We start from the raw sequence: 19281 nt of genomic DNA on the forward strand, positions 1-19281 counted from the left end.
GAATGAGAGTTTTATCCATATGGCTGCGGTTGGCATCCATGTCTTTTCATGCCGTGCCGCTGTATTCTACGGTGATAAACCAGAATGGACAAAGGTCCTGATTATGCCGATGGCAACCCCAGCATTCGATCCGCTCAGCCAAGCGTTCACTGACGATCCCTATGCCGCCTACCGTGAGCTGCGCGCCACTCCCGGTCCCGTCTATTACGAGCATTTCGACATATGGCTGCTGTCGCGCTATCAGGATGTGGCCGTTGCCGCCGCTGACAAGACGCTCGTGCGCTCGCTCGAATTCTTTCTTTCCCCGGAGGAGATACAGGAGCAGAAGGTTCGGCAGAATTGGCACGACATGCCGAACCATTCGCGCTTCGTGCAATTCAGCCTTCTGGATTCCGATGGTGAAACCCATGACCGGCTGCGCCGCAAGGTGTTCCGTGAATTTACCCCGGCACTCGTTGCGCGCCAGCGCGGCATGATACAGGATTTCGTCGACCGCCTGCTCGACCGTCTCCTGCAGGCAGGTACGATCGATTTCGTCGAAGATCTTGCCTCGCAGGTTCCGGGCCACATCATCGGCTCCGTGCTGGGTGTGCCGGAGGAATATGCCGGGCAGCTGCGCAAGTGGTCGGAAGAGGTCGTGCAGTATTTCGATGTCGATCGCAGCGCCGAGCGCAAGGCGATCGCCGAACGCGCGACGACGGAATTCTACGAACTCCTCAAGGAACTCATCGCCGAGCGTGTACGCAATCCGCGCGATGATCTTCTCTGTCGGCTGACCGAGGCGCATGTTGCCGGCGAGCTGACCGAAGACGAACTCGTGTCCACCTGCATGCTGATCCTCATGGCCGGACATGGCTCGACCATCGATGTGCTGGGTAGTGGCATGCATGCTTTGATGCAATATCCCGATGCTCTGAGCAAGCTGCGGGAAACCCAGGCCGTGATGCCGACTGCCATCCAGGAAATGTTCCGCTTCGAGTCACCGCTGCCATTCTTTCATCGCTACCTGACGGAAGAAAAGACGATTGCCGGCACGCCGCTGCCTAAGGGCACAAAGATCGGCCTGCTCTATGGCGCGGCCAATCGTGATCCGGAGCAATTTGACTCACCCGATGTGTTTAATGTCGAGCGCACCCCTAACCGCCATCTGGCCTTCGGCGGCGGCGCGCATTTCTGTCTCGGCAATCATCTCGCGCGGCTGGACATGGAGATCATTTTCTCGACGCTCCTGCGACGCACCCGCGCGATAGAACTGCTGGATGACAGTCCCGCCTACAAGCGCGGGCTCTCGGTGCGCGGTCCGCAACGTCTGGATGTTCGTCTTATTGCCGCGTGAACGGGCTTACCGAAAAATATGGAGAATGCAATGTGTGAAATCGTGTTCATCGATTCCGCTGGTCGTGAGACGCGTGTTAAGGCACAGGAGGGTGAAACTCTGATGGCTGTGGCCGTCAGGAGCGGCATCGATGGCATCGTGGCACAATGCGGCGGCGCCTTGGCCTGCGGTACCTGTCATTGCTACATCGAGCAACCTCATCTCGATCTTCTGCCGCCGCCTTCCGAAGAAGAGGCGACGATGATCGAATTCATGACGGAGCCGGCGCCGAACAGCCGCTTGAGCTGTCAGATTCTCGCAAGCAGCGTCGTCGGCGGCATGCGTGTCGTCGTGCCGGATAGTCAGCATTAGGGACGGTTCAGTTTTTCACGGAATCTCTGAACCGCTCTATCTCTTTGGTTTCGCGCAATTCCGGACGGAAAACCGCTGCGCACTTTTCCTGGAATTGCTCTCGCAGCTGGCCTTCAGACGAGATGTCTGAGCTAGCGACCTCGTTCGAATTTTCAGAGTATCCGGCCTAAACCGGCTGTTCCGATGCCAGGAGATCGGCATAGTGGGCGCGAGCGACATCCGGGTGGGAACGCAAGCGGCTCTTCAGCTGGTTCTGACCAACTTCGCGGAAGATCGGGTTCAAGGGGTCGACCGAGATGCCGCGCTCCGATCGTTTCAGCTCTTCCGGCAACTCGATGACGGGGATCGTCGCATCCGGTCGGGAACCGAGGAAGAAGGCGACGGAGAAACGTTCGACGCCGGCAGGCGGTGCGATGACGTCATGCACGTCGGCGCGCACGAAGCCGTTCGTCGCAAGCTCAAGCAACTCGCCGGTATTGATGACGAAGGTGCCCGGCACCGGCGGTGCGTCGATCCAGACGCCGTCTTCCGTGCGCACGCGCAGGCCGGGCGTGGTGTCCTGGAGCAGCACGGTGACGAAGCCGCCATCCTTGTGAGCGCCGACGCCCTGATCCGTTTCGGCGACGTCGCGGCCGGGATAGCGGATGATCTTCAGAAGCTGCGAGGCCTGCGGCTCATAAATATCGGCGAAGACGTTTTCCTGCTGGCCGAGAGCTGCGGCAATCGCCTTCAGCACGTCGATGCCGATGCGCGTCACCTCGGCCTGATAGGCAAGCAGCAAAGGCTTGAGTTCCGGCAACGCCTCCGGCCACTGGTTCGGTCCCTGGAGGCGCCGCCAAGCCGGCGTGTCCGGACCGATCTCGAAGGGTGTACTTTCGGTGTTGATGTCGAGCTGCTCGCGCCAATCCTGTTCGCCGCGGGTACGCTCCTGGCCGGCGCGATTGTAGCCGCGGAAGTGCGGTGACTTGACCATCTCGATCTTGAGCTTTTCTTCCATGGGCAGCGCGAAGAAACGCTTGGCCGTTGCCACCACGTCGGCAATCAGCTTGGGATCGACGCCGTGCCCCGTCAGATAGAAGAAGCCGTGATCGTAAAGCACCGTGCGAAGCTCTGCGATAAAGGCCTGATGTTCTGCCGGCGAAGCATAGAGGCGCTGGAGATCAAGCGTTGGAAGTGATGCGTCGGAGCCAGTCGGCGTGGTATCGCGGGGCAATGAGATTTCCTCTTCGAAGCTCGTCTTTGTTTTCGGACCGCAACGCCGTCGCCTGCCGTGTCCGAGCCTGCAAATGGCTCTTATGGGTTTAACCAAGGCTAAAAGCCCATCGTTATCAAAGCAAAGAAGATAATCTCAAAGATCGCTGATCTTTTGGAATGGTTTTACGGTCGTCGTTCTCGCGACTGCCGCTTATCTGAATAGTCATCAAGGCCGCAGTTCACCCCAATTCCTTCGTAAGCGCATCCAGCTCATCGACACTGCCTATCCGTGTCAGCGCCTTGCCGGCATTTTGCGCTTCCGTGCACAGGCGGCGAATGTCGGGCATCCAGTCTTGCTCGATTTCCCATATGGTCCGGAACAGATCTCGCGTCGGTGGCATGGCCGAAAGTCCGCCGGGCGCGTTTTCGATCGTACCCGACTGCCAGGCGATCTGCCGCTCGGCCGCGAGCCAGAAATGCATCCAGAGCGGCATATCGATGAGGATGATCTCGGTCGCGCGATTTATCCGTGCCGGGATCGAATTCTTGTGCCCCAGGCCATCGATGACCCAATTCTCACCCGATAGGATCCTTTCATGCTGCTCGGTATAAGTCTCGATCGGTGTGGGAATCCAGCCTTCCTGCCAAAGCAGCCTGTCGATCTCGAAATGGGGAATCGCGTGGCGCTCGCTCAATTTGCGGGCGAGGGTGGATTTCCCACCGCCTGCATTTCCCAAAATGGCGATGCGCGACATTGGATGACGACCTGACGATTCGAGCCTATCGGAAACTCGGCAAACATGCCGGAGCTTTTATGAAGCTATTTCCTTGCTGTTGCAATTGATGCAGACGGCAGGAGACTCAGGCTGCGTCGCGCCGCACGAAATGCTGAATGCCAGCGGGATTGGTGACGATGAGGTTGCGTATGGGAGCTGGCACCAGGTCGAACCGGTCGAGCCCGACCAGCGTGGAAGGTGCCCAGCGAAATTCGAGGTCGGCATTGCCATCCTTCACCCGATGGACGATTTCCGTTTCGTGAAACGGAAATGGCTGCAGCAGCTCCGCCTCGTAATAGACGCTAACTTCGTGAACACGTCGTCCGGCAAATTCGAAGAAATTTTCGATGATGAAGCGTAAAGGTCCGATGGTCGCCTTGCAGCCGATTTCCTCTTCGATTTCACGGGCAAGTGTCTCGGCGCCTGCCTCATGAAACTCCACCCGGCCGCCGGGCAAAGACCAGAAGTTGTCCGTGAGCGCGCGGTGAATAAGGATATGATCACCGTGGCGGATCATTGCTCCGGCGCGCAATTGAAAGCGGGATTCTCCCGAATCCATGACGATCATGGTTCGTGCGGTTTCTGCCATGGGCGGCCTCCGATTGCGAGACGAGATGGAAATCATTTGCCAGATACCAGCATCCGGTTCGCAGATATAGTGAAGCAGTTTGAAGGTTGTTTTTCGTTTGCTTCGTTTCCCCTAATCTAGCAGGTCCTGGCGATGCGTTTCGTAAATCCAATCCCCTTCGTCAGCGATATCGAGCGTTCGAAGGCGTTCTACGGTGAGCTATTGGGTCTCAAGATCTTGAATGACTTCGGCAGCTTCGTGCTGTTTGAAACCGGCTTTGCGATTCATGATGGAAAATCGCTGGAGCAAACGGTCTGGAGGGAAAGCAGCGAAGCATCCGAACCCTATGGGCGGCGAAACATCCTTCTCTATTTCGAACATGAGGACGTGGATGCTGCCTTCGAGGCGATAGCGCCGCATGTCAATCTCATTCATCGCATCGAAAGGCAGGAATGGGGGCAGCGCGTATTCCGCTTCTATGATCCTGACGGTCATGCGGTGGAGATCGGCGAACCGCAACCGGACCTGATGGCCGGTTGATCCTTGCTGCCGTTAACCTGAAGCGACGGAGAATGGAAATGCGATCGCAGCATGTTCTCCAATGCGAGCCGGTTTGGCTGCACGCGAACTCAAGGCAATGTATGGTCTGCATCGCACCGATCATTGTTTGACATATCACATCATCATGAAACGGATCTCATGCTTATCGCCCAGATTAGCGACATTCACGCCAGCCCGACGAATGATAGCATGGCGCGGCTTGACCGTGCCGTATCCTGGTTAGCGGTCCTTCAGCCGGATTTGCTGGTGGTCTCCGGCGACCTGGTTGATGGGAATTGGCTCGAAGGCTACGGCCTTATATCGACGTCGCTCCATCGCCTTGCCTGTCGCTCATTGATCCTTCCGGGCAATTCGGACGATCGGGCCGTCATGCGGATGATCATGCCGCAACCGGATTATTGGCACGACCGGCCGGCAATGCATTTTATCGAACCCTGCGGCGGGTCTGTCATAATCGGGGTCGATACCTGCGTGGATGGCGAAGCCTATGGCGACGTCACGCAACATCTTTCCTGGTTGCGGCGGGCATTGGCGGGTAGCCCGAATGGCACGGCGTTGCTTTTCACCCACCATCATGTGTTCCCTTGCGGTATTCCCCCGTTGGATGCGGTCATGTGCAAGGGTACGCAAGCCTTGGCGGGTCTGCTGAAGAGCGGCATCAGACCGCCGGCCGCCATTTGTAGCGGCCATGTTCATCGGAGCATGTCGAGCCTGTTTGCGGGCATTCCGGCCTATACTTGCGGTTCCATATGCCCGGCCAATCCGCTGATGCTCGACGCATCTCGCGTGCCGCAAGCAGCGGACCCTCCCGCCTTGATGATTCATGATCTGAGACATGGTCATCTCGTCAGCAGTCATGTTTCGGTCTGAGGCAATTTCATCCTTGAGGCCGATATAGACCAGTTCCCAGGCGCCTGTGGCGCCGTGGTGGCATCTGCAATGGCACGGCGGTCGGCCGGCCAAGCGATGCGATGGCCCGTTTGGCCGGCCGCAATATTTCTCAACAAAAAAATGCACCGCCGAAACTGGAACTGGCCATACTGGCGAGGTCGTTCGCAGGAGGCTTGCATGGCGTTGTGCTTGCGACGGCGAAGCAAGAGGATCAAGCAATGAAGATCTACTACGCGGCACTGACAATGATGGCGGCATCGGCTGCTGCCATTGGAACTGTCAGCTCCTGTTATGCCCAGGTCGTATTCCATGAGGACCAATCGCCAACCTATTCTCCGGGAGAAGGTCAGCCGGAAGCCGATTTTCTGCAGCGATGGAACCGCCGCCACGAAGAACGTCGCGAATGGGGGCAGAACTCCGACGATTTCGGCCCGTTTGATGTCATTCGTCTCCTGGTGCGTCGGGGATATCGTGTAAAGGATGTGCAAGACGTCGGACCACGCTATCTGGTTCGAGCATGGAGAGACGGAGACGACTTGTTGGTGAGCGTTTCGCGTTCCGGCGAGATCGTCGGCGTGGTTCACGACCGCGGCTGAGGACGTCTATGACGGGCGAAAGGCAGTGCAGATGCATTGCCTTTCGCTCCTATCTCATTGGATCATACACATCCTGCGACCCTGCATCCGTCTACCTCGTTCGGGTCAGAAGATCTGCAGCGCCCTTGTCTATTGCAACATAGGAGGCCTTCAGATTTCCGAACGACGCTCCAAGATTGAGCGCGCCCGGATATTGCTTGGAGACATAGGCAAGCAACAGGCGGTTGGATGTCGAATCAAAGATCTCGACCGCATAGGTCGCCGAGCCGGTCATCGATCCCTGTTTTCCGCGCGCCGCCTGGACGGTATTGTAGACGCCGCCGGCGATATCGAGATGCGAGGCTGGGCCAAGCACGGTATTGGTCGCCTCCGCACCGGCAAGCGTCAAGCGCAGACGCAGCGTGCTAGGGCCAGGAATGGCGGTCATCGAATAGCGTTGGGCAAGTACACTGCTGAACTTGTCATGCATATAGCGCGCGAGGTTCTGCTTGTCCTCTTCGGGCATGTTTGCGAACTGGCTGTCCTTGCCTCTATAGATGGAGACAGGCTCGACGATGATCTTGTCATAATGGTTCCAGTTCACGACCACCTTGTAGCTGAACGGTGCCCGGCCGGAACTGTCGCTCGGATCAGGTCTCAATTGCGCCGCTGATGCGAGGCCTTGATAGACCATGGGTTCGGAAGTGGCGCAGCCTGCTGCAGCAAGGGAAATGGCCGCCAATGCAAGGCATGCGGGAAGGGACTTCATGGAGAGCTCCTGGAGTGTTTTTGCGATCTCCTTGTAAGGTTTGCCCTTGTTGGGTTGTGTTCGGATTTTTATGAAAATGTTGCGGCATTGCCGATGCCGGAATTGGCAGGCAGGCGTATCACGACGGCCAAGCCGCTCGGCTTGCTGTCGCGCAATTCAAAACTGCCTCGATGGCCGATGGTGATGATTCCATGTGCAATGGAAAGCCCGAGGCCGAAACCACCGCCATTCCCGCTCGGCGAACGCGCCTTGTCGGCCTTGAAGAAGGGCTCCAGGACCTTCGGCTTCAAGTCGTCGGCGATGCCGGGGCCATCATCGGCAACCGTGATGACGACCGAACCGTCCTCGTCCTCGGCAAGCGTGAGATTGATGCGGCCAGCATGGCGGGAAGCGTTGTCGATCAGGTTCGATATGGCTCTCGATAGCGCCCGCGGCCGGCAGATATAGGGCAAGCGCCGCGGTCCGGCGAAAGTGACCTCGATGCCGGTATCGGCAAAGTCATCGGTCACGGTTTGCAGAAGGCTGGACAGCTCGACTTTCTTCAAGGCCTCGACCTCGCCGCCGAGATAAGCGAGGCTTTCGTTGATCATGCCGGAAAGCATATCGATGTCTCTCAACATTTGTTGCCGCAAATCCGCTTGCTCGCAACGCTCAGTGCGCATTCTCAGTCGCGTCAACGGTGTGCGCAGGTCGTGGCTAATGGATGTCAGCATGCGGGTGCGCCCAGCGACCAGCTCGCGGATGCGTTTGCGCATGAGGTTGAGCGACGTTGCGAGGCTCCGCAGCTCGGCCGAGCCACGAACGTCGAAAGGTTCGTCAAGCTCGTCATCGGAGCGCACACCTTCGGCTGCCTTTGCCAGATTGACGATTGGTCTTCCGATCAGCCATGCGGTCAGGATTGCCAGAATGGCTGCGGGGGCAACGATCAGCACAAGATTGCCGACCACGGCGGGGAGGACCCATCGTGTCGTGGAAAATTCTGGCAAGGCAAATACCAGGCTGCCATCTCCGGCTTTGACCGTCAAAGTCTTCGGATTGTTCCAGCCCATGAAGCCATAAGGATCGAGAAAGAGATTGTAATCGAGCAGCCGGCGCACGGCGGCGGCGATATCCTGTGTCGTGATTGGCAAACCTTCGGTCTGTTCACCGGTCGCCCTCCAGACATTGACGCCTTGCGCCCTGAACCTTGAAAGGATGGCGTCTCCTTGCGCTTCATCTGCCGAAAGCGCGAACTCCTTTGCGATGGTTTCGATGCGGCCTGCAAAAAGTCCGACTTCGACACCTTTGTCGAACCGGCCGCGAACGAATGGTTCGGTGCCGGCCGTTATGGTCGTGACGATGGTAGCAAGCAAAATGGTGAGAATGGCGATCTGGGTGCGGACTGATGATCGGGATAGCCACTTCACGGCAGATACTCGACATTCGCGGCGAAAAGATAGCCCCCAAGCCGCACGGTCTTGATGAAGATCGGCTCCTTCAGATTTGGTTCTATCTTTTGCCGAAGACGGCTGATTTGCGCGTCAACGCTGCGCTCGACCGGCCCTGCCGTTCCCGCATGTGTCATCGACAGCAGCTGTTCACGGGTCAGGATCTGGTTCGGATTGTGACAGAAGGCAAGCAGCAGATCGAATTCGGATGTTGTCATCAGCACCTCTGCGCCCTCGGGGTCCACGATCCGCCTGCTTCTTGGGTCGATCATCCAGCCTGAAAAGGTCATCTTCGTAAGCGGCTTCCGCTCCGATGTCTCCGCACCATACGAAGCTCTGCGAAGAAGCGCTTTGATCCTGGCGACGAGTTCCCGCGGGTTGAACGGCTTGGTGACATAGTCGTCTGCTCCAAGCTCAAGGCCGATGATGCGGTCGATATCCTCCGTGAGCGCGGTCAGCATCAGGATCGGGATCGTTCCGGCCGACCTCAGGCGCCGGCAGATGCTGAACCCATCTTCTCCGGGCAGCATGGCGTCGAGAATGATGAGATCGAACGGGTGCCTTTGCAATATCCTGTCCATCTCCGCGCCGCTTCGTACGGGGGAAGCGCGCAAGCCATGATCCTTGATCAGCTCGACTAACATGGTTGCAATCTCGTTATCGTCTTCGACGACGAGAATATGATGTGAAGGCTCAACCGTCCTCATGCGCGCAACCATGTTTGTAGATCCTGATCCTTCGCCCGTTATCCGCGTGCCGGAGCAAACCTTACGCTGCCTGAAGGGGCTGGAAGATGGGTCGAGAGCAACCAGCGATCGATAGCTTTCGAAGGAAAATCTCGCAGATCATATCCTCGGCCGTCCATAGCAGAAGGAATTATAGCGGCGTGTTAGAAAATATTACAATATGTTGCAGGCGGTACCCCGTCGCTGCTGCGCAGAGCTGCCTCTTAAGGCGATCGGCGAGTCATGCGAGCAGGCAGTCGGAATGCCATCACTGACAAACCGAAGGCTGCGGAAACTGCATAAAAACCGCATATGGTGGGGATGGCGAAGATCTGAGCCATCCACTGCAAAGCCGGCGCGTTGCTTGCGTTACAAAGATCGATTCAGAACGACATTCTCTTCAGGACCTCATCCTTGCGGACGAAATGGTGCCAGAGCGCTGCAAGGATATGCAGGCTGACGATAGCATACAGGCAATAAGCACCATATTCGTGGATCTCGGCGGCGGCTCGCTCCAGGCCCTTGTCGTGTGACAGCAGGTTGGGCCATTGGAAGAGGCCGAACCATGGCAGATCATGGCCGCCGGCAGCAGATGTGGCGTAGCCTGCAAGCGGCATCAGGATCATCAAGATGTAGAGCAGGATATGCGCGCCGCGGGCGGCATAGTGATTGAAGACGCCAAGCGGCCGTTGATAGGCAGGTTCACCCAGCGAAAGCCTGAGCGGCAGGCGGATGGCGATGAGGAAAAGCGCCGTCATGCCGAGGGATTTGTGTATGTCGAGGAGGGCGCGACGCAGGGGTATGCCCGGGGTGAGGTAGGAACAATAAAGGCCGATGACGAGCGCTGAAATGATGACGATGGCCATGAGCCAATGCAGGAGCCGTTGCGACGATCGGTAGCGGGCGGTGGATGTTTCTGCTGTGGTCGCTGTCGTATTGGGCATGGGTTTCTCCGGTCGTCTTGGGGGTACGGCGCGGATGCGGTAATCGGCTGGAATATGGCTGAATTGAGGGCCTTCCCGTTCACCTTCCCGCGAGCGGACCTCCATCGGCTACGCGCGAGGTAACGCCGGCGAAAGGCTTCGGCTTGCATAAGCGACTTTATGGTCGGAAATTGTGCCGGCCGCGTCCAGCACTATCCGGCACTATTGTTCCGGCTTAGGCGGCGTCCGGTTTCTTTCGCCGGTGCTGGAAAGGATCTCGCAGCTTTCCGTATGCGTCGGCGCTGGCGCTTCGGCGACCAGGGCCTTCGTACAAATGCCGATCTCATGTCCTTCGATCCGGAAGAAGGCGATTCCTCCGGTCTCGAGCGCCAGGCGTAACTGCGCCTCCGTCGCCCGATGCAAGCTGTGGCGATTGCCTTCATAGTCACGGATCGTGCTGCGCGATACGCCGGAGCGGTCGGCAAGATCCGTCTGCGTCCAATCGAGGAAGCCGCGGGCTGCCCGGCAGAGCGCTGGTGTCAAAATCATCGCCATCTTACCTTGACGCAGGGTTCGAAGCTGCCCATATTGGGCGATATCTATCATATAGGACATAATACACCGGATTTCTAGGGGTTTTGCCGTCGTGGCAGTCTGGCGTGATCCGGCCAAGCGAAGGAATGGCGTTTTGGGATAACTGGCGAGCCTGTTTTTATTCTAGCACTTTTAGCTCTGCCGTTTATCGGAAGTCTTCTTTCCGTATGCCTCTTGCGCACACAGTCGCGGCGTGGCCCGGCCTGGATCGCCGGGACTGTCACATTTCTGGCGCTGTTGATTTCCGCAAGCTTCTATCCTGCCGTCAAGGACGGCGGCATCGTCCACTACAGCATAGAATGGCTGCCGCAGCTCGGGCTTGATTTCAGCCTCAGGCTGGATGGTTTTGCCTGGCTGTTTTCGCTTGTCATCACCGCCATCGGCTTTCTCGTCATCGTCTATGCCCGCTACTACATGTCGGAAGAAGACCCGGTTCCTCGCTTCTTCTCTTTCCTGCTCGCCTTCATGGGGGCGATGCTTGGCATCGTGCTTTCGGGCAATGTCATTCTGCTCTCGATCTTCTGGGAGCTGACCAGCATCTTCTCCTTCCTGCTGATCAGCTATTGGCACAATACCGCCGCCGCCCGCGACGGCGCCCGCATGGCGCTGACGATCACGGGGATCGGTGGGTTCTGCCTGCTGATCGGGCTGATCCTGCTCGGCCATATCGTCGGCAGCTACGATCTGGACAAGATCCTGGCATCGGGCGATATCATCCGTAACCATCCGCTCTATCTGCCTGCGCTGATACTGATCCTGCTCGGCGCGCTGACGAAGAGCGCGCAGTTTCCCTTCCATTTCTGGCTTCCGAACGCAATGGCGGCGCCGACGCCCGTCTCCGCCTATCTCCATTCGGCGACGCTGGTGAAGGCCGGCGTTTTCCTGCTTGCACGCTTCTGGCCGGTTCTCGCCGGTACCAATGAGTGGTTCTACATCGTCGGAGCCGCCGGTATCATCACGCTGCTGCTCGGCGCCTACTTCGCAATGTTCCAGCAGGATCTCAAAGGGCTGCTCGCTTATTCGACGATCAGTCATCTCGGTCTCATCACCACCTTGCTCAGCCTCGGCAGCCCCCTTGCGACGGTTGCCGCCATCTTCCACATGCTGAACCATGCGACCTTCAAGGCGTCGCTGTTCATGGCGGCCGGCATCATCGATCACGAGACTGGCACGCGCGACATGCGCCGTCTTAGCGGTCTGTTCCGCTATATGCCGTTCACCGGCGCGCTTGCGATCGTCGCGAGTGCCGCCATGGCTGGTGTTCCGCTGCTCAATGGTTTCCTGTCGAAGGAAATGTTCTTCGCCGAAGCGATCGAAACCCATGCCGATTCCATTCTCGATCGCATGCTTCCCTATGTGGCGACGCTGGCGAGCGCCTTCAGCGTTGCTTATTCGCTGCGCTTCATTCAGACGGTGTTCTTTGGCCCCGCGCCGACCGATCTTCCGATCGCCAAGCCGCACGAGCCGCCGCGCTGGATGCGCTTCCCGATCGAGCTTCTGGTCGTGGTATGCTTGGTCGTCGGCATCGTTCCGGCGCTTTCGGTGGCACCCTTCCTGCATGCGGCCGTTGTCAGCGTTCTTAACGCCGATACGCCGCAATACAGCCTCTCGCTCTGGCACGGCTTCAATCTGCCCGTTATCATGAGCATTGTCGCATTGGTTGGCGGTACGGTGTTCTATTTCGCCTTCAAGGATTATCTGTCGCGATGTGATGACGGCCCACCCATCTTCCGCCGCCTGAAAGGGCAGCGAATTTTCGAGCGGGTGCTGGTGGAAGTCTCCTGGCATTGGGCGAGAACGGCCGAAAAGCGGATCGGCACGCGCAAGCTCCAGCCGCAGCTTCGCTGGGTCGTCGTGACAGGGTTTGCTGCCGGCCTGCTGCCGCTTTACCTGTCCGGTTTCGAAGCGAAGCATTTTTCTTTTCTGGGTGCTGATCCGGTCTTCGCCGCGGTCTGGGCGATCGGTATTTGTCTGGCGATCGGCACCGCCTTCTTTGCCAAATATCATCGGCTTGCTGCTTTGGTGATGCTGGGCGGTGTCGGGTTGATTGTCTGCATGACATTCATCTGGCTGTCGGCGCCGGATCTCGCCATTACCCAGCTTCTCGTTGAGATCGTCACGACGGTTCTCATCCTATTGGGCTTGCGCTGGCTGCCGAAGCGGACGGAAGGGATTGACGATACGGTCGATTTGCGCGCCCGTTTCCGCCGCTTCCGCGATCTGGCGCTCGCCGTCATCTGCGGCGTCGGCATGATGTTCATTTCCTACGCCGTCATGACCATGCCCGTGCCCGATGCCATCGCGAATTATTTCCTCGAAAACGCCTATTCGAAGGGCGGCGGGCGCAACGTCGTCAACGTCATCCTCGTGGATTTCCGAGGCTTTGATACGCTGGGCGAAATCGCCGTTCTCGGCGTCGTCGCCTTGACGGTCTATGCGCTGCTGCGTCGTTTCCGACCGGCGCCCGACAGCATGGAAATGCCGGAGCAGCAGCGGATCCAGAACCGTTTCGACGAGGAACGGCCGGAGCGTTCAGCCGGCGATACCGTGCGCGACTATCTGCTGGTGCCCTCCGTCATCATGCAGTGGATGTTCCCTTTCGTGATCGCCCTGTCGGTCTATATCTTCATGCGGGGGCATGATGCGCCAGGGGGCGGCTTCTCGGCCGGCTTGACGCTCTCGATCGCCTTCCTGCTGCAATATCTGGCCGGCGGTACGCGCTGGGCGGAGGATCGCATTCGCATCCTGCCGCTGCGGTGGATGGGCGCCGGGCTTCTGATCGCAACGGCGACGGGTATCGGCGCCTGGTTCTTCGGCTATCCGTTCCTTACCTCGCATTTCCAGTATCTCGATGTGCCGTTGATCGGCAAAGTGCCGGCGGCAAGCGCACTGCTCTTCGATCTCGGCGTTTTCCTGCTCGTCGTGGGATCCACGGTTCTGATCCTCGTCGCGCTTGCGCACCAGTCGATCCGTATCAATCGCCTGCGGGCGCTTGATGCCGACAAGGCAAAGGGGGATTGATGGAACTCATCTTGTCCATTGCGATCGGTGTGATGACAGCCTGCGGCGTCTGGCTGATCCTGCGTCCACGCACCTATCAGGTCATCATCGGGCTGTCGCTGCTCTCCTATGCCGTCAATCTCTTCATCTTTGGCGTCGGCGGCGTGAAGACGAACGTGCCGCCGCTGCTTGGTGATGGCACGGCAACGCGCACCTTGGCCGATCCGGTTCCCCAGGCCCTGGTGCTGACGGCGATTGTTATCGGTTTTGCGACGACGGCCCTGTTCCTCGTCGTGCTGCTTGCCTCGCGCGGTCTCACCGGCACGGATCATGTCGACGGGCGGAGTGACCGGAAATGACAGGCTGGTCGCATCATCTCATCATCGCGCCGATCCTTGTTCCGCTGATTGCGGCCGCACTGCTTGTGTTCATAGACGAGCGTTCGCGCACGCTGAAGGCACTCATCAGCCTGGCGGCAACGCTCCTGCTGGTAGGCATTGCACTTGGACTCTTCCGTGCGGAGGGCGGATCGCCAGGGCTGGAGCGCGCCTATCTGCTGGGAAACTGGAGCGCGCCCTTCGGCATCGTGCTCGTGCTCGACGGCTTGTCGGCGCTCATGCTGCTGCTGACATCCATCGTTGCCGTCGCCGCGCTGATATTCTCCCTGGCGCGCTGGCACGCGGTCGGTGCGCATTTCCACACCATGTTCCAGTTGCTGCTGATGGGCGTCAACGGCGCGTTCCTGACCGGCGATCTCTTCAACCTCTTCGTCTTCTTCGAGGTCATGCTGGCCGCGTCCTACGGCCTTCTGCTGCATGGCTCCGGGCCGCTGCGTGTCAAGGCCGGCATGCATTACATTGCCGTCAACCTCGCAGCCGCATTGCTCTTCCTCATCGGCGTCAGCCTGATCTATGGCACGGCGGGAACGCTGAACATGGCGGATCTCGCCGTGCGCATTCCGGAAATGTCGGCCGACCGCCGCATGCTGATGCAGGCCGGCGCCGGCGTGCTCGGCATCGCATTCCTCATCAAGGCCGGCATGTGGCCGCTCTGCTTCTGGCTGCCGACGGCCTATAGCGCTGCTTCCGCGCCGGTTGCGGGCATATTCGCGATCCTCAGCAAGCTTGGCATCTACGTCATCCTGCGACTGACCATGCTGCTGTTCAGCGCCGGCCCCTCCGTGGGCTTCGGCGCGACCGTGCTTCTCTATGGCGGGATGGCAACGCTGATCTTCGGAACGGTCGGTGTCCTAGCGTCGCAGGCGCTTGGCCGGCTTGCCGGCTTCTCGGTGCTGGTCTCATCCGGCACGCTGCTGATGGTAATCGGCATCAATGACGGCTCCATCTCGTCCGGCGCTCTGATGTATCTCGTCAGTTCGACGCTGACGATCAGCGCCTTCTTCATGCTGATCGAACTTGTGGAGCGCGGGCAGGATGCCGGCGCCAGCGTTCTTGCCGTCACGATGGAGGCCTATGGCGATGCCGAGGAGAAGGAACCGGCCGAAGGCGATGGCGTGACCATGCCCGGCACCATGGCGATGCTCGGCATCTGCTTTGCCGCCTGCGGCATTCTGCTCGCCGGCCTGCCGCCTCTTTCCGGCTTCGTCTCCAAGTTCGCCATGCTCTCGGCCATGATGGGAACCGGCGCGATCGGCATTCCGCCAAGTGCAGCCGTCTGGACGTTGATCCTGCTCGTCATTCTCTCCGGCATAGCCGCGCTGATTGCCATGACACGGGCCGGCATACGCACATTCTGGAGCTCGCTGGAGGGCACGGTTCCCCGTGTGCTCGTCATCGAGATAGTCCCGGTCATGGGCCTGCTCGCCATGACGCTGGCGCTGACCGTCTGGGCGGGGCCGGTCATGCAGTATATGGATGCGACCATCCGCACGCTCAGCGATCCCAATCTCTATGTCGATGCAGTCCGTAATGCCGTGGTCGCGCCAGCAAAAACGGGAGGCCTGTGATGTTGCCTTATCCGCTTTTGGCACTCAGCCTGATCCTGATGTGGCTGCTGCTGAACGGCTTCACGCTTGGCCAGCTTATCCTCGGCATCATTGTTGCGGTCTTCGCTTCCTGGGGCATGGCGTCATTGCGGCCCGAAAAGCCGCGGCTGCGGAAATGGTATTTGCTGCCCAAGCTCTTCTTCCGGGTCGTTTTCGATGTCTTGAAATCAAATGCTCAGGTGGCCTCGATCATCCTGAGGGGACGCTCGCGCAAGACGACCCCGGGTTTCGTTGTCCTTGAGCTCAGGGTGCGGGATCAGATCCCGCTGGCGCTGCTTGCGGTTATCCTGACCAGCACGCCGGGATCCGCGTGGCTGGAATATGATTCCAACGACAACACCGTGCTGCTGCATGTCCTCGATCTCGAAAACGAGGCGCAATGGCGCGATACGGTCGCCAATCGCTACGAGAGCCTGCTGATGGAGATATTCGCATGAGCGCCATGATCATCCAGATATCCGTGGCGGCCGCGCAGCTGATGATCGTAGCGGCCATGGCGATCGCTTCCATCCGCATGTTTCGCGGCCCGCGTGCGCAGGATCGCATCATCGCGCTCGACACGCTCTATGTGAATGCGATGCTGTTGTTGTTGACCTTCGGCATAGGCACAGGTCGCGTCGTCTATTTCGAGGCGGCGCTCGTCATCGGCATGCTTGGCTTCGTTGCGACCGTTGCATTGGCGAAATTCCTGATGCGCGGAGAGGTGATCGAATGAGCACGCCGTTTGAAAACATACCTCTATGGGCCGCTATCCCCGTCGGTGCGCTTCTCATGATCGGCGCTTTTCTGACGCTCATCGGCGCCATCGGCTTTCTGAGGCTTGGAACATTCTACGAGCGCATCCATGCGCCGACATTGGGAACGAGCGGCGGCATCGGGGCAATCATGATCGCGTCGATGATCTTCTTTTCGACCGCAACGCGGACGCTCGTCATTCATGAATTGCTGATCGGTATTTTCATCACGGTGACGACGCCGATCACCTTCATGCTCCTCGCCCGCGCCGCGCTGCATCGCGATCGCGCCGAGCAGAACGGCAACGTTCCGCCCAAGCAGCCGCCCGAGGAGACATCGGTCGAAAGGCGCCCGTCGTAACGTTCAACCCATCCGCTCGATGCTCACAGCCAGCCGAGTGCGGTTGCCGCCCGGATTGCTTCGGCGCGGCGATGACAGCCCAGCTTGCGGAACAGATTTCCGAGGTGAAACTTCACCGTCACCTCGGAGACATTAAGGGTATGAGCAATGCGCTTGTTCGACATGCCGCTCGCGATCAGCTGAATCATCTGGACCTCGCGCTGCGAGAGACCGCCCTGGAGGGCTTTCGCCTGTGGCGAGTTCACGGAGCTTGCAAAGAGCGAAAGTGCGGTGCGGACCTCGGATGAGGTTTCGATGAAGCTGCGAATGCGCTGGTTCTTGAGAAGCGGCGAGAGAAAGATCCGCTCCTCGGAGAGCACGCCGTTGCAGCCAAGGCGCGTTGCGCCTTCAAGCGCCGATAGAAGATGCGCGCGCGTCGCAGCATTGTCGCGACGCTGGTAAGCGGTATAGCTTTGCCATAGCTGCAGGGCGACTTTCTCGCGGTTGGTGACTTTTGGGTTTGCGATCAGCGCGTCGATCTGGCGTGACAGATAGGGCCGCGGCGTCGAGAGACGCACGCTGTCGCGTAGCCATGCCATGGCATAGGAAATTTCGTCCCGGCGGGTCAGGCGCGTCAGCTCCTCGTTGGCGCTTTCCACCCAGTTACGGCCGATACGCATTCGGACGGCGGACAGCGTTGCCGCCGCGTCGCTCCAGCGATTGGCATTCTGGTAGGCGACGGCGGTGCGGATCTCCATCATGGCGTGAAACTGCAGGCCCTCCGACAGATGAATCCAGAGCCCGTCGAGAAAGCCGGGCCTGATCACCATCGGAAAATGGTCAGCCAGCACCTGCGATGCATAGTGAAGAGCGAACTGCATCAGGCTCGGCCAGATTTCTGCGGCGGCAAAATCATCGAATTCGTTTTGAACGAATTGGAGAAGATCGCGCGGCTGGCCGGCTTCGTAGGAGATACAGGCTTCGGCGAGCCGCAGCATACGGAATTCAGCCTCTGCTGCGTGCGGCACCTGTTCCAGTTTCTGCCGTGCTTCCTGGGCGGCACGACGCGCGAAAAGGGCATCGCCGCTCATCAGTCGAAGCACTGTCTGATGCAGATGGATGAAGAATTCCAGCAGCGGCTGGCCGCCCATATGGCCGAGATAGATCAAGGCGCGAGCTGCGGCAGCTTCCGCTTCTCGGAAATTCCTGCGGCGAATCTCGAATTCCAGCAGCGCGTTGTAGTAGGCGGCCCACTTGCCGTAATCGCCCATCGGATAATCCGCCATGAACTCGCCGAGGCGGGTAATCATTGCGTCCGTCGGCATCAGGTCCTCGGAAATCATGAGGTTGAGCCGGAACGTTCGCGCCGCGAAGGAAAAGCGCGATCCGCGCAGCAGGACCTTCAGCGGATCGAGATAATCCGAACCCAGATGTTTGCCGACGAGGTGGCGCACGCGTTGCAATTCTCCGAGCTTCAGGAGCGTGCGAGCCATGGCAAAAAGCACGACTTCATTGGTCGCGATCATCTCGTGGGAAAAGCGCATGATGATATCGCGAAAGGTCCCGAGGCTGTTTCGATAGATCAGCTCCAGACCCCGGGCACGCTCCAGAATCTGCGCCGCATGGGCCTCGTGCCCATGGTCGAGGAGCAGCGACATGGCGGCAAGCGCTCGTCCCGCCTGCTCGAAAGCGGAGGCTACCTCGATCACGGCGACGGTGGTTTCGAAGGTTTCCAGGCGTTCGCTGACGGCGTCTGTCAGGAGTGTCAGCAGTTCCTGATGTTCGTCCGGTGCCTCGATCAGGCGTGGTGGCAAAAGGCTCGTCCACTCCTCGACAGTGGCAGGAGATCGCGTTTCGAGCCAGATGGAAAGCAGCGCGGTCTGTCCCGGCGAAAGGTGGCCGAGGAAATTCTCGCGCAGATAGTCGATGGATAGGCGAGGATCCTTTTGGCGTGTCAGCGGCAGGAAAACCGGCCAGCCGGCATAATCCCTGATCAACCTGTTGGCTTCTTCGGCTGGCAGTTCCCCCAATTCCTCAACGGAAAATGTTAGATCGCCGGCGTCGAGCGTCACCGCACCTCGATGCAGGATGAGCCGCGCCAGCCCGCTTATGCGCTGATCGGGACGGCAGGCGATGACCAGAACCTCGACGGTCTCCAGGAGCTGAGCGGAAAGGCGAGCCGATCGAGCGGAAACCGGTATATCCCATAAGAGCCATCCATCCCTCACGTCGCTCATGCGCGGTTGCTGCAGGTTGCAAACCTCCTTGCCCATCGCCTTTGCAGCCATGGACAGGACTGTGCTCTTTCCGGCGCCCGCGGGGGCACGCAGGAAGATGACGCCGGCGTGTTCTGTCGCGATGCGATGGCAAAGATGGGGTCGGGCAATCAGTCTGTGCATGCGGGGGTTTGTAAGCGAGTATTGAAAAATAACCTATACCATAAGGCCAAAAAACTATACCCACAGCCAGTTGTTCATCGTCCGCAGATGAGGATTGTTGTTTGTCAGTTAGC

At 59.0% G+C, this 19281-nt stretch carries 19 protein-coding genes and 1 pseudogene; 11 read left to right on the forward strand and 9 right to left on the reverse strand.

Translation table 11 applies throughout. From position 1 onward, the window contains the following. The first annotated feature begins 103 nt into the window (after positions 1-103). Together FBZ97_RS11330 and FBZ97_RS11335 are read left to right on the forward strand one after the other, a co-directional pair. On the forward strand, positions 104-1336 hold the full coding sequence (locus tag FBZ97_RS11330) for a cytochrome P450 (protein ID WP_145319507.1): 1233 nt from the start codon (positions 104-106) through the stop codon (positions 1334-1336). Positions 1337-1366: 30 nt separating this feature from the next. Then, positions 1367-1687 (forward strand): 2Fe-2S iron-sulfur cluster-binding protein, encoded by a 321-nt coding sequence (locus tag FBZ97_RS11335; protein WP_145319510.1) that lies wholly within the window; start codon positions 1367-1369, stop codon positions 1685-1687. Positions 1688-1853: 166 nt separating this feature from the next. Here FBZ97_RS11335 and FBZ97_RS11340 read toward each other — a convergent pair whose 3' ends face one another. The 3 genes from FBZ97_RS11340 to FBZ97_RS11350 form a co-directional block, all read right to left on the reverse strand. Next, positions 1854-2900, reverse strand: a complete 1047-nt coding sequence (locus tag FBZ97_RS11340; protein WP_145319514.1) for a 2-oxoglutarate and iron-dependent oxygenase domain-containing protein — start codon at positions 2898-2900, stop codon at positions 1854-1856. Between the two features lie 220 nt (positions 2901-3120). Continuing rightward, on the reverse strand, positions 3121-3636 hold the full coding sequence (locus tag FBZ97_RS11345; protein ID WP_145319517.1) for an adenylate kinase: 516 nt from the start codon (positions 3634-3636) through the stop codon (positions 3121-3123). A gap of 106 nt (positions 3637-3742) precedes the next feature. Further along, positions 3743-4246 (reverse strand): NUDIX domain-containing protein, encoded by a 504-nt coding sequence (locus tag FBZ97_RS11350; RefSeq protein WP_145319520.1) that lies wholly within the window; start codon positions 4244-4246, stop codon positions 3743-3745. A gap of 132 nt (positions 4247-4378) precedes the next feature. Between FBZ97_RS11350 and FBZ97_RS11355 the strand changes: the two genes are divergently transcribed. The 3 genes from FBZ97_RS11355 (at position 4379) to FBZ97_RS11365 (ending at position 6273) form a co-directional block, all read left to right on the forward strand. After that, positions 4379-4765: a VOC family protein gene (locus FBZ97_RS11355; RefSeq protein ID WP_145319523.1), complete on the forward strand. Its 387-nt coding sequence runs from the start codon at positions 4379-4381 to the stop codon at positions 4763-4765. A 159-nt stretch (positions 4766-4924) separates the two neighbouring features. Then, positions 4925-5656, forward strand: coding sequence for a phosphodiesterase (locus tag FBZ97_RS11360; RefSeq protein WP_145319525.1), 732 nt, complete (start codon positions 4925-4927; stop codon positions 5654-5656). Positions 5657-5757: 101 nt separating this feature from the next. Then, positions 5758-6273 (forward strand): hypothetical protein, encoded by a 516-nt coding sequence (locus FBZ97_RS11365; protein WP_246661741.1) that lies wholly within the window; start codon positions 5758-5760, stop codon positions 6271-6273. Between the two features lie 91 nt (positions 6274-6364). On the opposite strand, the gene FBZ97_RS11370 is transcribed toward FBZ97_RS11365, so the two are convergent. The 5 genes and pseudogenes from FBZ97_RS11370 to FBZ97_RS11390 all read right to left on the reverse strand — a co-directional run. Further along, positions 6365-7021, reverse strand: coding sequence for a DUF3313 domain-containing protein (locus FBZ97_RS11370; RefSeq protein WP_113350849.1), 657 nt, complete (start codon positions 7019-7021; stop codon positions 6365-6367). 68 nt (positions 7022-7089) lie between these two features. Next, complete coding sequence (locus FBZ97_RS11375) at positions 7090-8427, reverse strand: ATP-binding protein (protein WP_145319528.1); 1338 nt, start codon at positions 8425-8427, stop codon at positions 7090-7092. Beyond that, a complete protein-coding gene (locus tag FBZ97_RS11380; protein ID WP_233788651.1) occupies positions 8424-9155 on the reverse strand; it encodes a response regulator in 732 nt (243 codons plus the stop codon). The genes FBZ97_RS11375 and FBZ97_RS11380 overlap by 4 nt, the downstream gene beginning before the upstream one ends. Before the next feature lie 401 nt (positions 9156-9556). Further along, a complete protein-coding gene (locus tag FBZ97_RS11385; RefSeq protein ID WP_145319530.1) occupies positions 9557-10117 on the reverse strand; it encodes a cytochrome b in 561 nt (186 codons plus the stop codon). 309 nt (positions 10118-10426) lie between these two features. Continuing rightward, positions 10427-10711, reverse strand: a pseudogene (locus tag FBZ97_RS11390) (helix-turn-helix transcriptional regulator); the annotation flags it as partial. A gap of 78 nt (positions 10712-10789) precedes the next feature. Between FBZ97_RS11390 and FBZ97_RS11395 the strand changes: the two are divergent. Genes FBZ97_RS11395 through mnhG form a run of 6 tightly spaced genes read left to right on the forward strand, consistent with a single transcriptional unit; the run spans position 10790 to position 16790 of the window. Next, positions 10790-13711, forward strand: a complete 2922-nt coding sequence (locus tag FBZ97_RS11395; protein WP_246661757.1) for a monovalent cation/H+ antiporter subunit A — start codon at positions 10790-10792, stop codon at positions 13709-13711. Further along, positions 13711-14049, forward strand: coding sequence for a Na+/H+ antiporter subunit C (locus FBZ97_RS11400; protein WP_113329342.1), 339 nt, complete (start codon positions 13711-13713; stop codon positions 14047-14049). The genes FBZ97_RS11395 and FBZ97_RS11400 overlap by 1 nt, the downstream gene beginning before the upstream one ends. Continuing rightward, on the forward strand, positions 14046-15656 hold the full coding sequence (locus FBZ97_RS11405) for a monovalent cation/H+ antiporter subunit D (RefSeq protein WP_145319539.1): 1611 nt from the start codon (positions 14046-14048) through the stop codon (positions 15654-15656). The genes FBZ97_RS11400 and FBZ97_RS11405 overlap by 4 nt, the downstream gene beginning before the upstream one ends. Continuing rightward, the gene (locus FBZ97_RS11410) at positions 15656-16132 is read left to right on the forward strand and encodes a Na+/H+ antiporter subunit E (protein WP_145319542.1); all 477 of its coding nucleotides are present in this window, start codon (positions 15656-15658) and stop codon (positions 16130-16132) included. Before FBZ97_RS11405 ends, FBZ97_RS11410 begins: the two co-directional genes overlap by 1 nt. Continuing rightward, positions 16129-16410, forward strand: coding sequence for a K+/H+ antiporter subunit F (locus tag FBZ97_RS11415; RefSeq protein WP_068393522.1), 282 nt, complete (start codon positions 16129-16131; stop codon positions 16408-16410). The genes FBZ97_RS11410 and FBZ97_RS11415 overlap by 4 nt, the downstream gene beginning before the upstream one ends. Beyond that, on the forward strand, positions 16407-16790 hold the full coding sequence (mnhG, locus tag FBZ97_RS11420; protein WP_113350858.1) for a monovalent cation/H(+) antiporter subunit G: 384 nt from the start codon (positions 16407-16409) through the stop codon (positions 16788-16790). The genes FBZ97_RS11415 and mnhG overlap by 4 nt, the downstream gene beginning before the upstream one ends. A gap of 23 nt (positions 16791-16813) precedes the next feature. Here mnhG and FBZ97_RS11425 read toward each other — a convergent pair whose 3' ends face one another. After that, complete coding sequence (locus tag FBZ97_RS11425; protein ID WP_145319544.1) at positions 16814-19168, reverse strand: LuxR C-terminal-related transcriptional regulator; 2355 nt, start codon at positions 19166-19168, stop codon at positions 16814-16816. Positions 19169-19281 lie beyond the last annotated feature (113 nt).

Origin of the sequence: Rhizobium sp. ERR 942, assembly GCF_007828395.1 — a bacterium.
In the GTDB taxonomy this organism is placed as follows: domain Bacteria; phylum Pseudomonadota; class Alphaproteobacteria; order Rhizobiales; family Rhizobiaceae; genus Rhizobium; species Rhizobium dioscoreae.

What these genes read in the sequence shown, in the direction of transcription:
- FBZ97_RS11330 (WP_145319507.1), top strand. Translation starts at nt 104, where the DNA reads ATGCCGATGGCAACCCCAGCATTCGATCCGCTCAGCCAAGCGTTCACT.
- FBZ97_RS11335 (WP_145319510.1), top strand. Translation starts at nt 1,367, where the DNA reads ATGTGTGAAATCGTGTTCATCGATTCCGCTGGTCGTGAGACGCGTGTT.
- FBZ97_RS11345 (WP_145319517.1), bottom strand. Translation starts at nt 3,636, where the DNA reads ATGTCGCGCATCGCCATTTTGGGAAATGCAGGCGGTGGGAAATCCACC.
- FBZ97_RS11350 (WP_145319520.1), bottom strand. Translation starts at nt 4,246, where the DNA reads ATGGCAGAAACCGCACGAACCATGATCGTCATGGATTCGGGAGAATCC.
- FBZ97_RS11355 (WP_145319523.1), top strand. Translation starts at nt 4,379, where the DNA reads ATGCGTTTCGTAAATCCAATCCCCTTCGTCAGCGATATCGAGCGTTCG.
- FBZ97_RS11360 (WP_145319525.1), top strand. Translation starts at nt 4,925, where the DNA reads ATGCTTATCGCCCAGATTAGCGACATTCACGCCAGCCCGACGAATGAT.
- FBZ97_RS11365 (WP_246661741.1), top strand. Translation starts at nt 5,758, where the DNA reads ATGGCCCGTTTGGCCGGCCGCAATATTTCTCAACAAAAAAATGCACCG.
- FBZ97_RS11370 (WP_113350849.1), bottom strand. Translation starts at nt 7,021, where the DNA reads ATGAAGTCCCTTCCCGCATGCCTTGCATTGGCGGCCATTTCCCTTGCT.
- FBZ97_RS11380 (WP_233788651.1), bottom strand. Translation starts at nt 9,155, where the DNA reads ATGAGGACGGTTGAGCCTTCACATCATATTCTCGTCGTCGAAGACGAT.
- FBZ97_RS11385 (WP_145319530.1), bottom strand. Translation starts at nt 10,117, where the DNA reads ATGCCCAATACGACAGCGACCACAGCAGAAACATCCACCGCCCGCTAC.
- FBZ97_RS11400 (WP_113329342.1), top strand. Translation starts at nt 13,711, where the DNA reads ATGGAACTCATCTTGTCCATTGCGATCGGTGTGATGACAGCCTGCGGC.
- FBZ97_RS11405 (WP_145319539.1), top strand. Translation starts at nt 14,046, where the DNA reads ATGACAGGCTGGTCGCATCATCTCATCATCGCGCCGATCCTTGTTCCG.
- FBZ97_RS11410 (WP_145319542.1), top strand. Translation starts at nt 15,656, where the DNA reads ATGTTGCCTTATCCGCTTTTGGCACTCAGCCTGATCCTGATGTGGCTG.
- FBZ97_RS11415 (WP_068393522.1), top strand. Translation starts at nt 16,129, where the DNA reads ATGAGCGCCATGATCATCCAGATATCCGTGGCGGCCGCGCAGCTGATG.
- mnhG (WP_113350858.1), top strand. Translation starts at nt 16,407, where the DNA reads ATGAGCACGCCGTTTGAAAACATACCTCTATGGGCCGCTATCCCCGTC.
- FBZ97_RS11425 (WP_145319544.1), bottom strand. Translation starts at nt 19,168, where the DNA reads ATGCACAGACTGATTGCCCGACCCCATCTTTGCCATCGCATCGCGACA.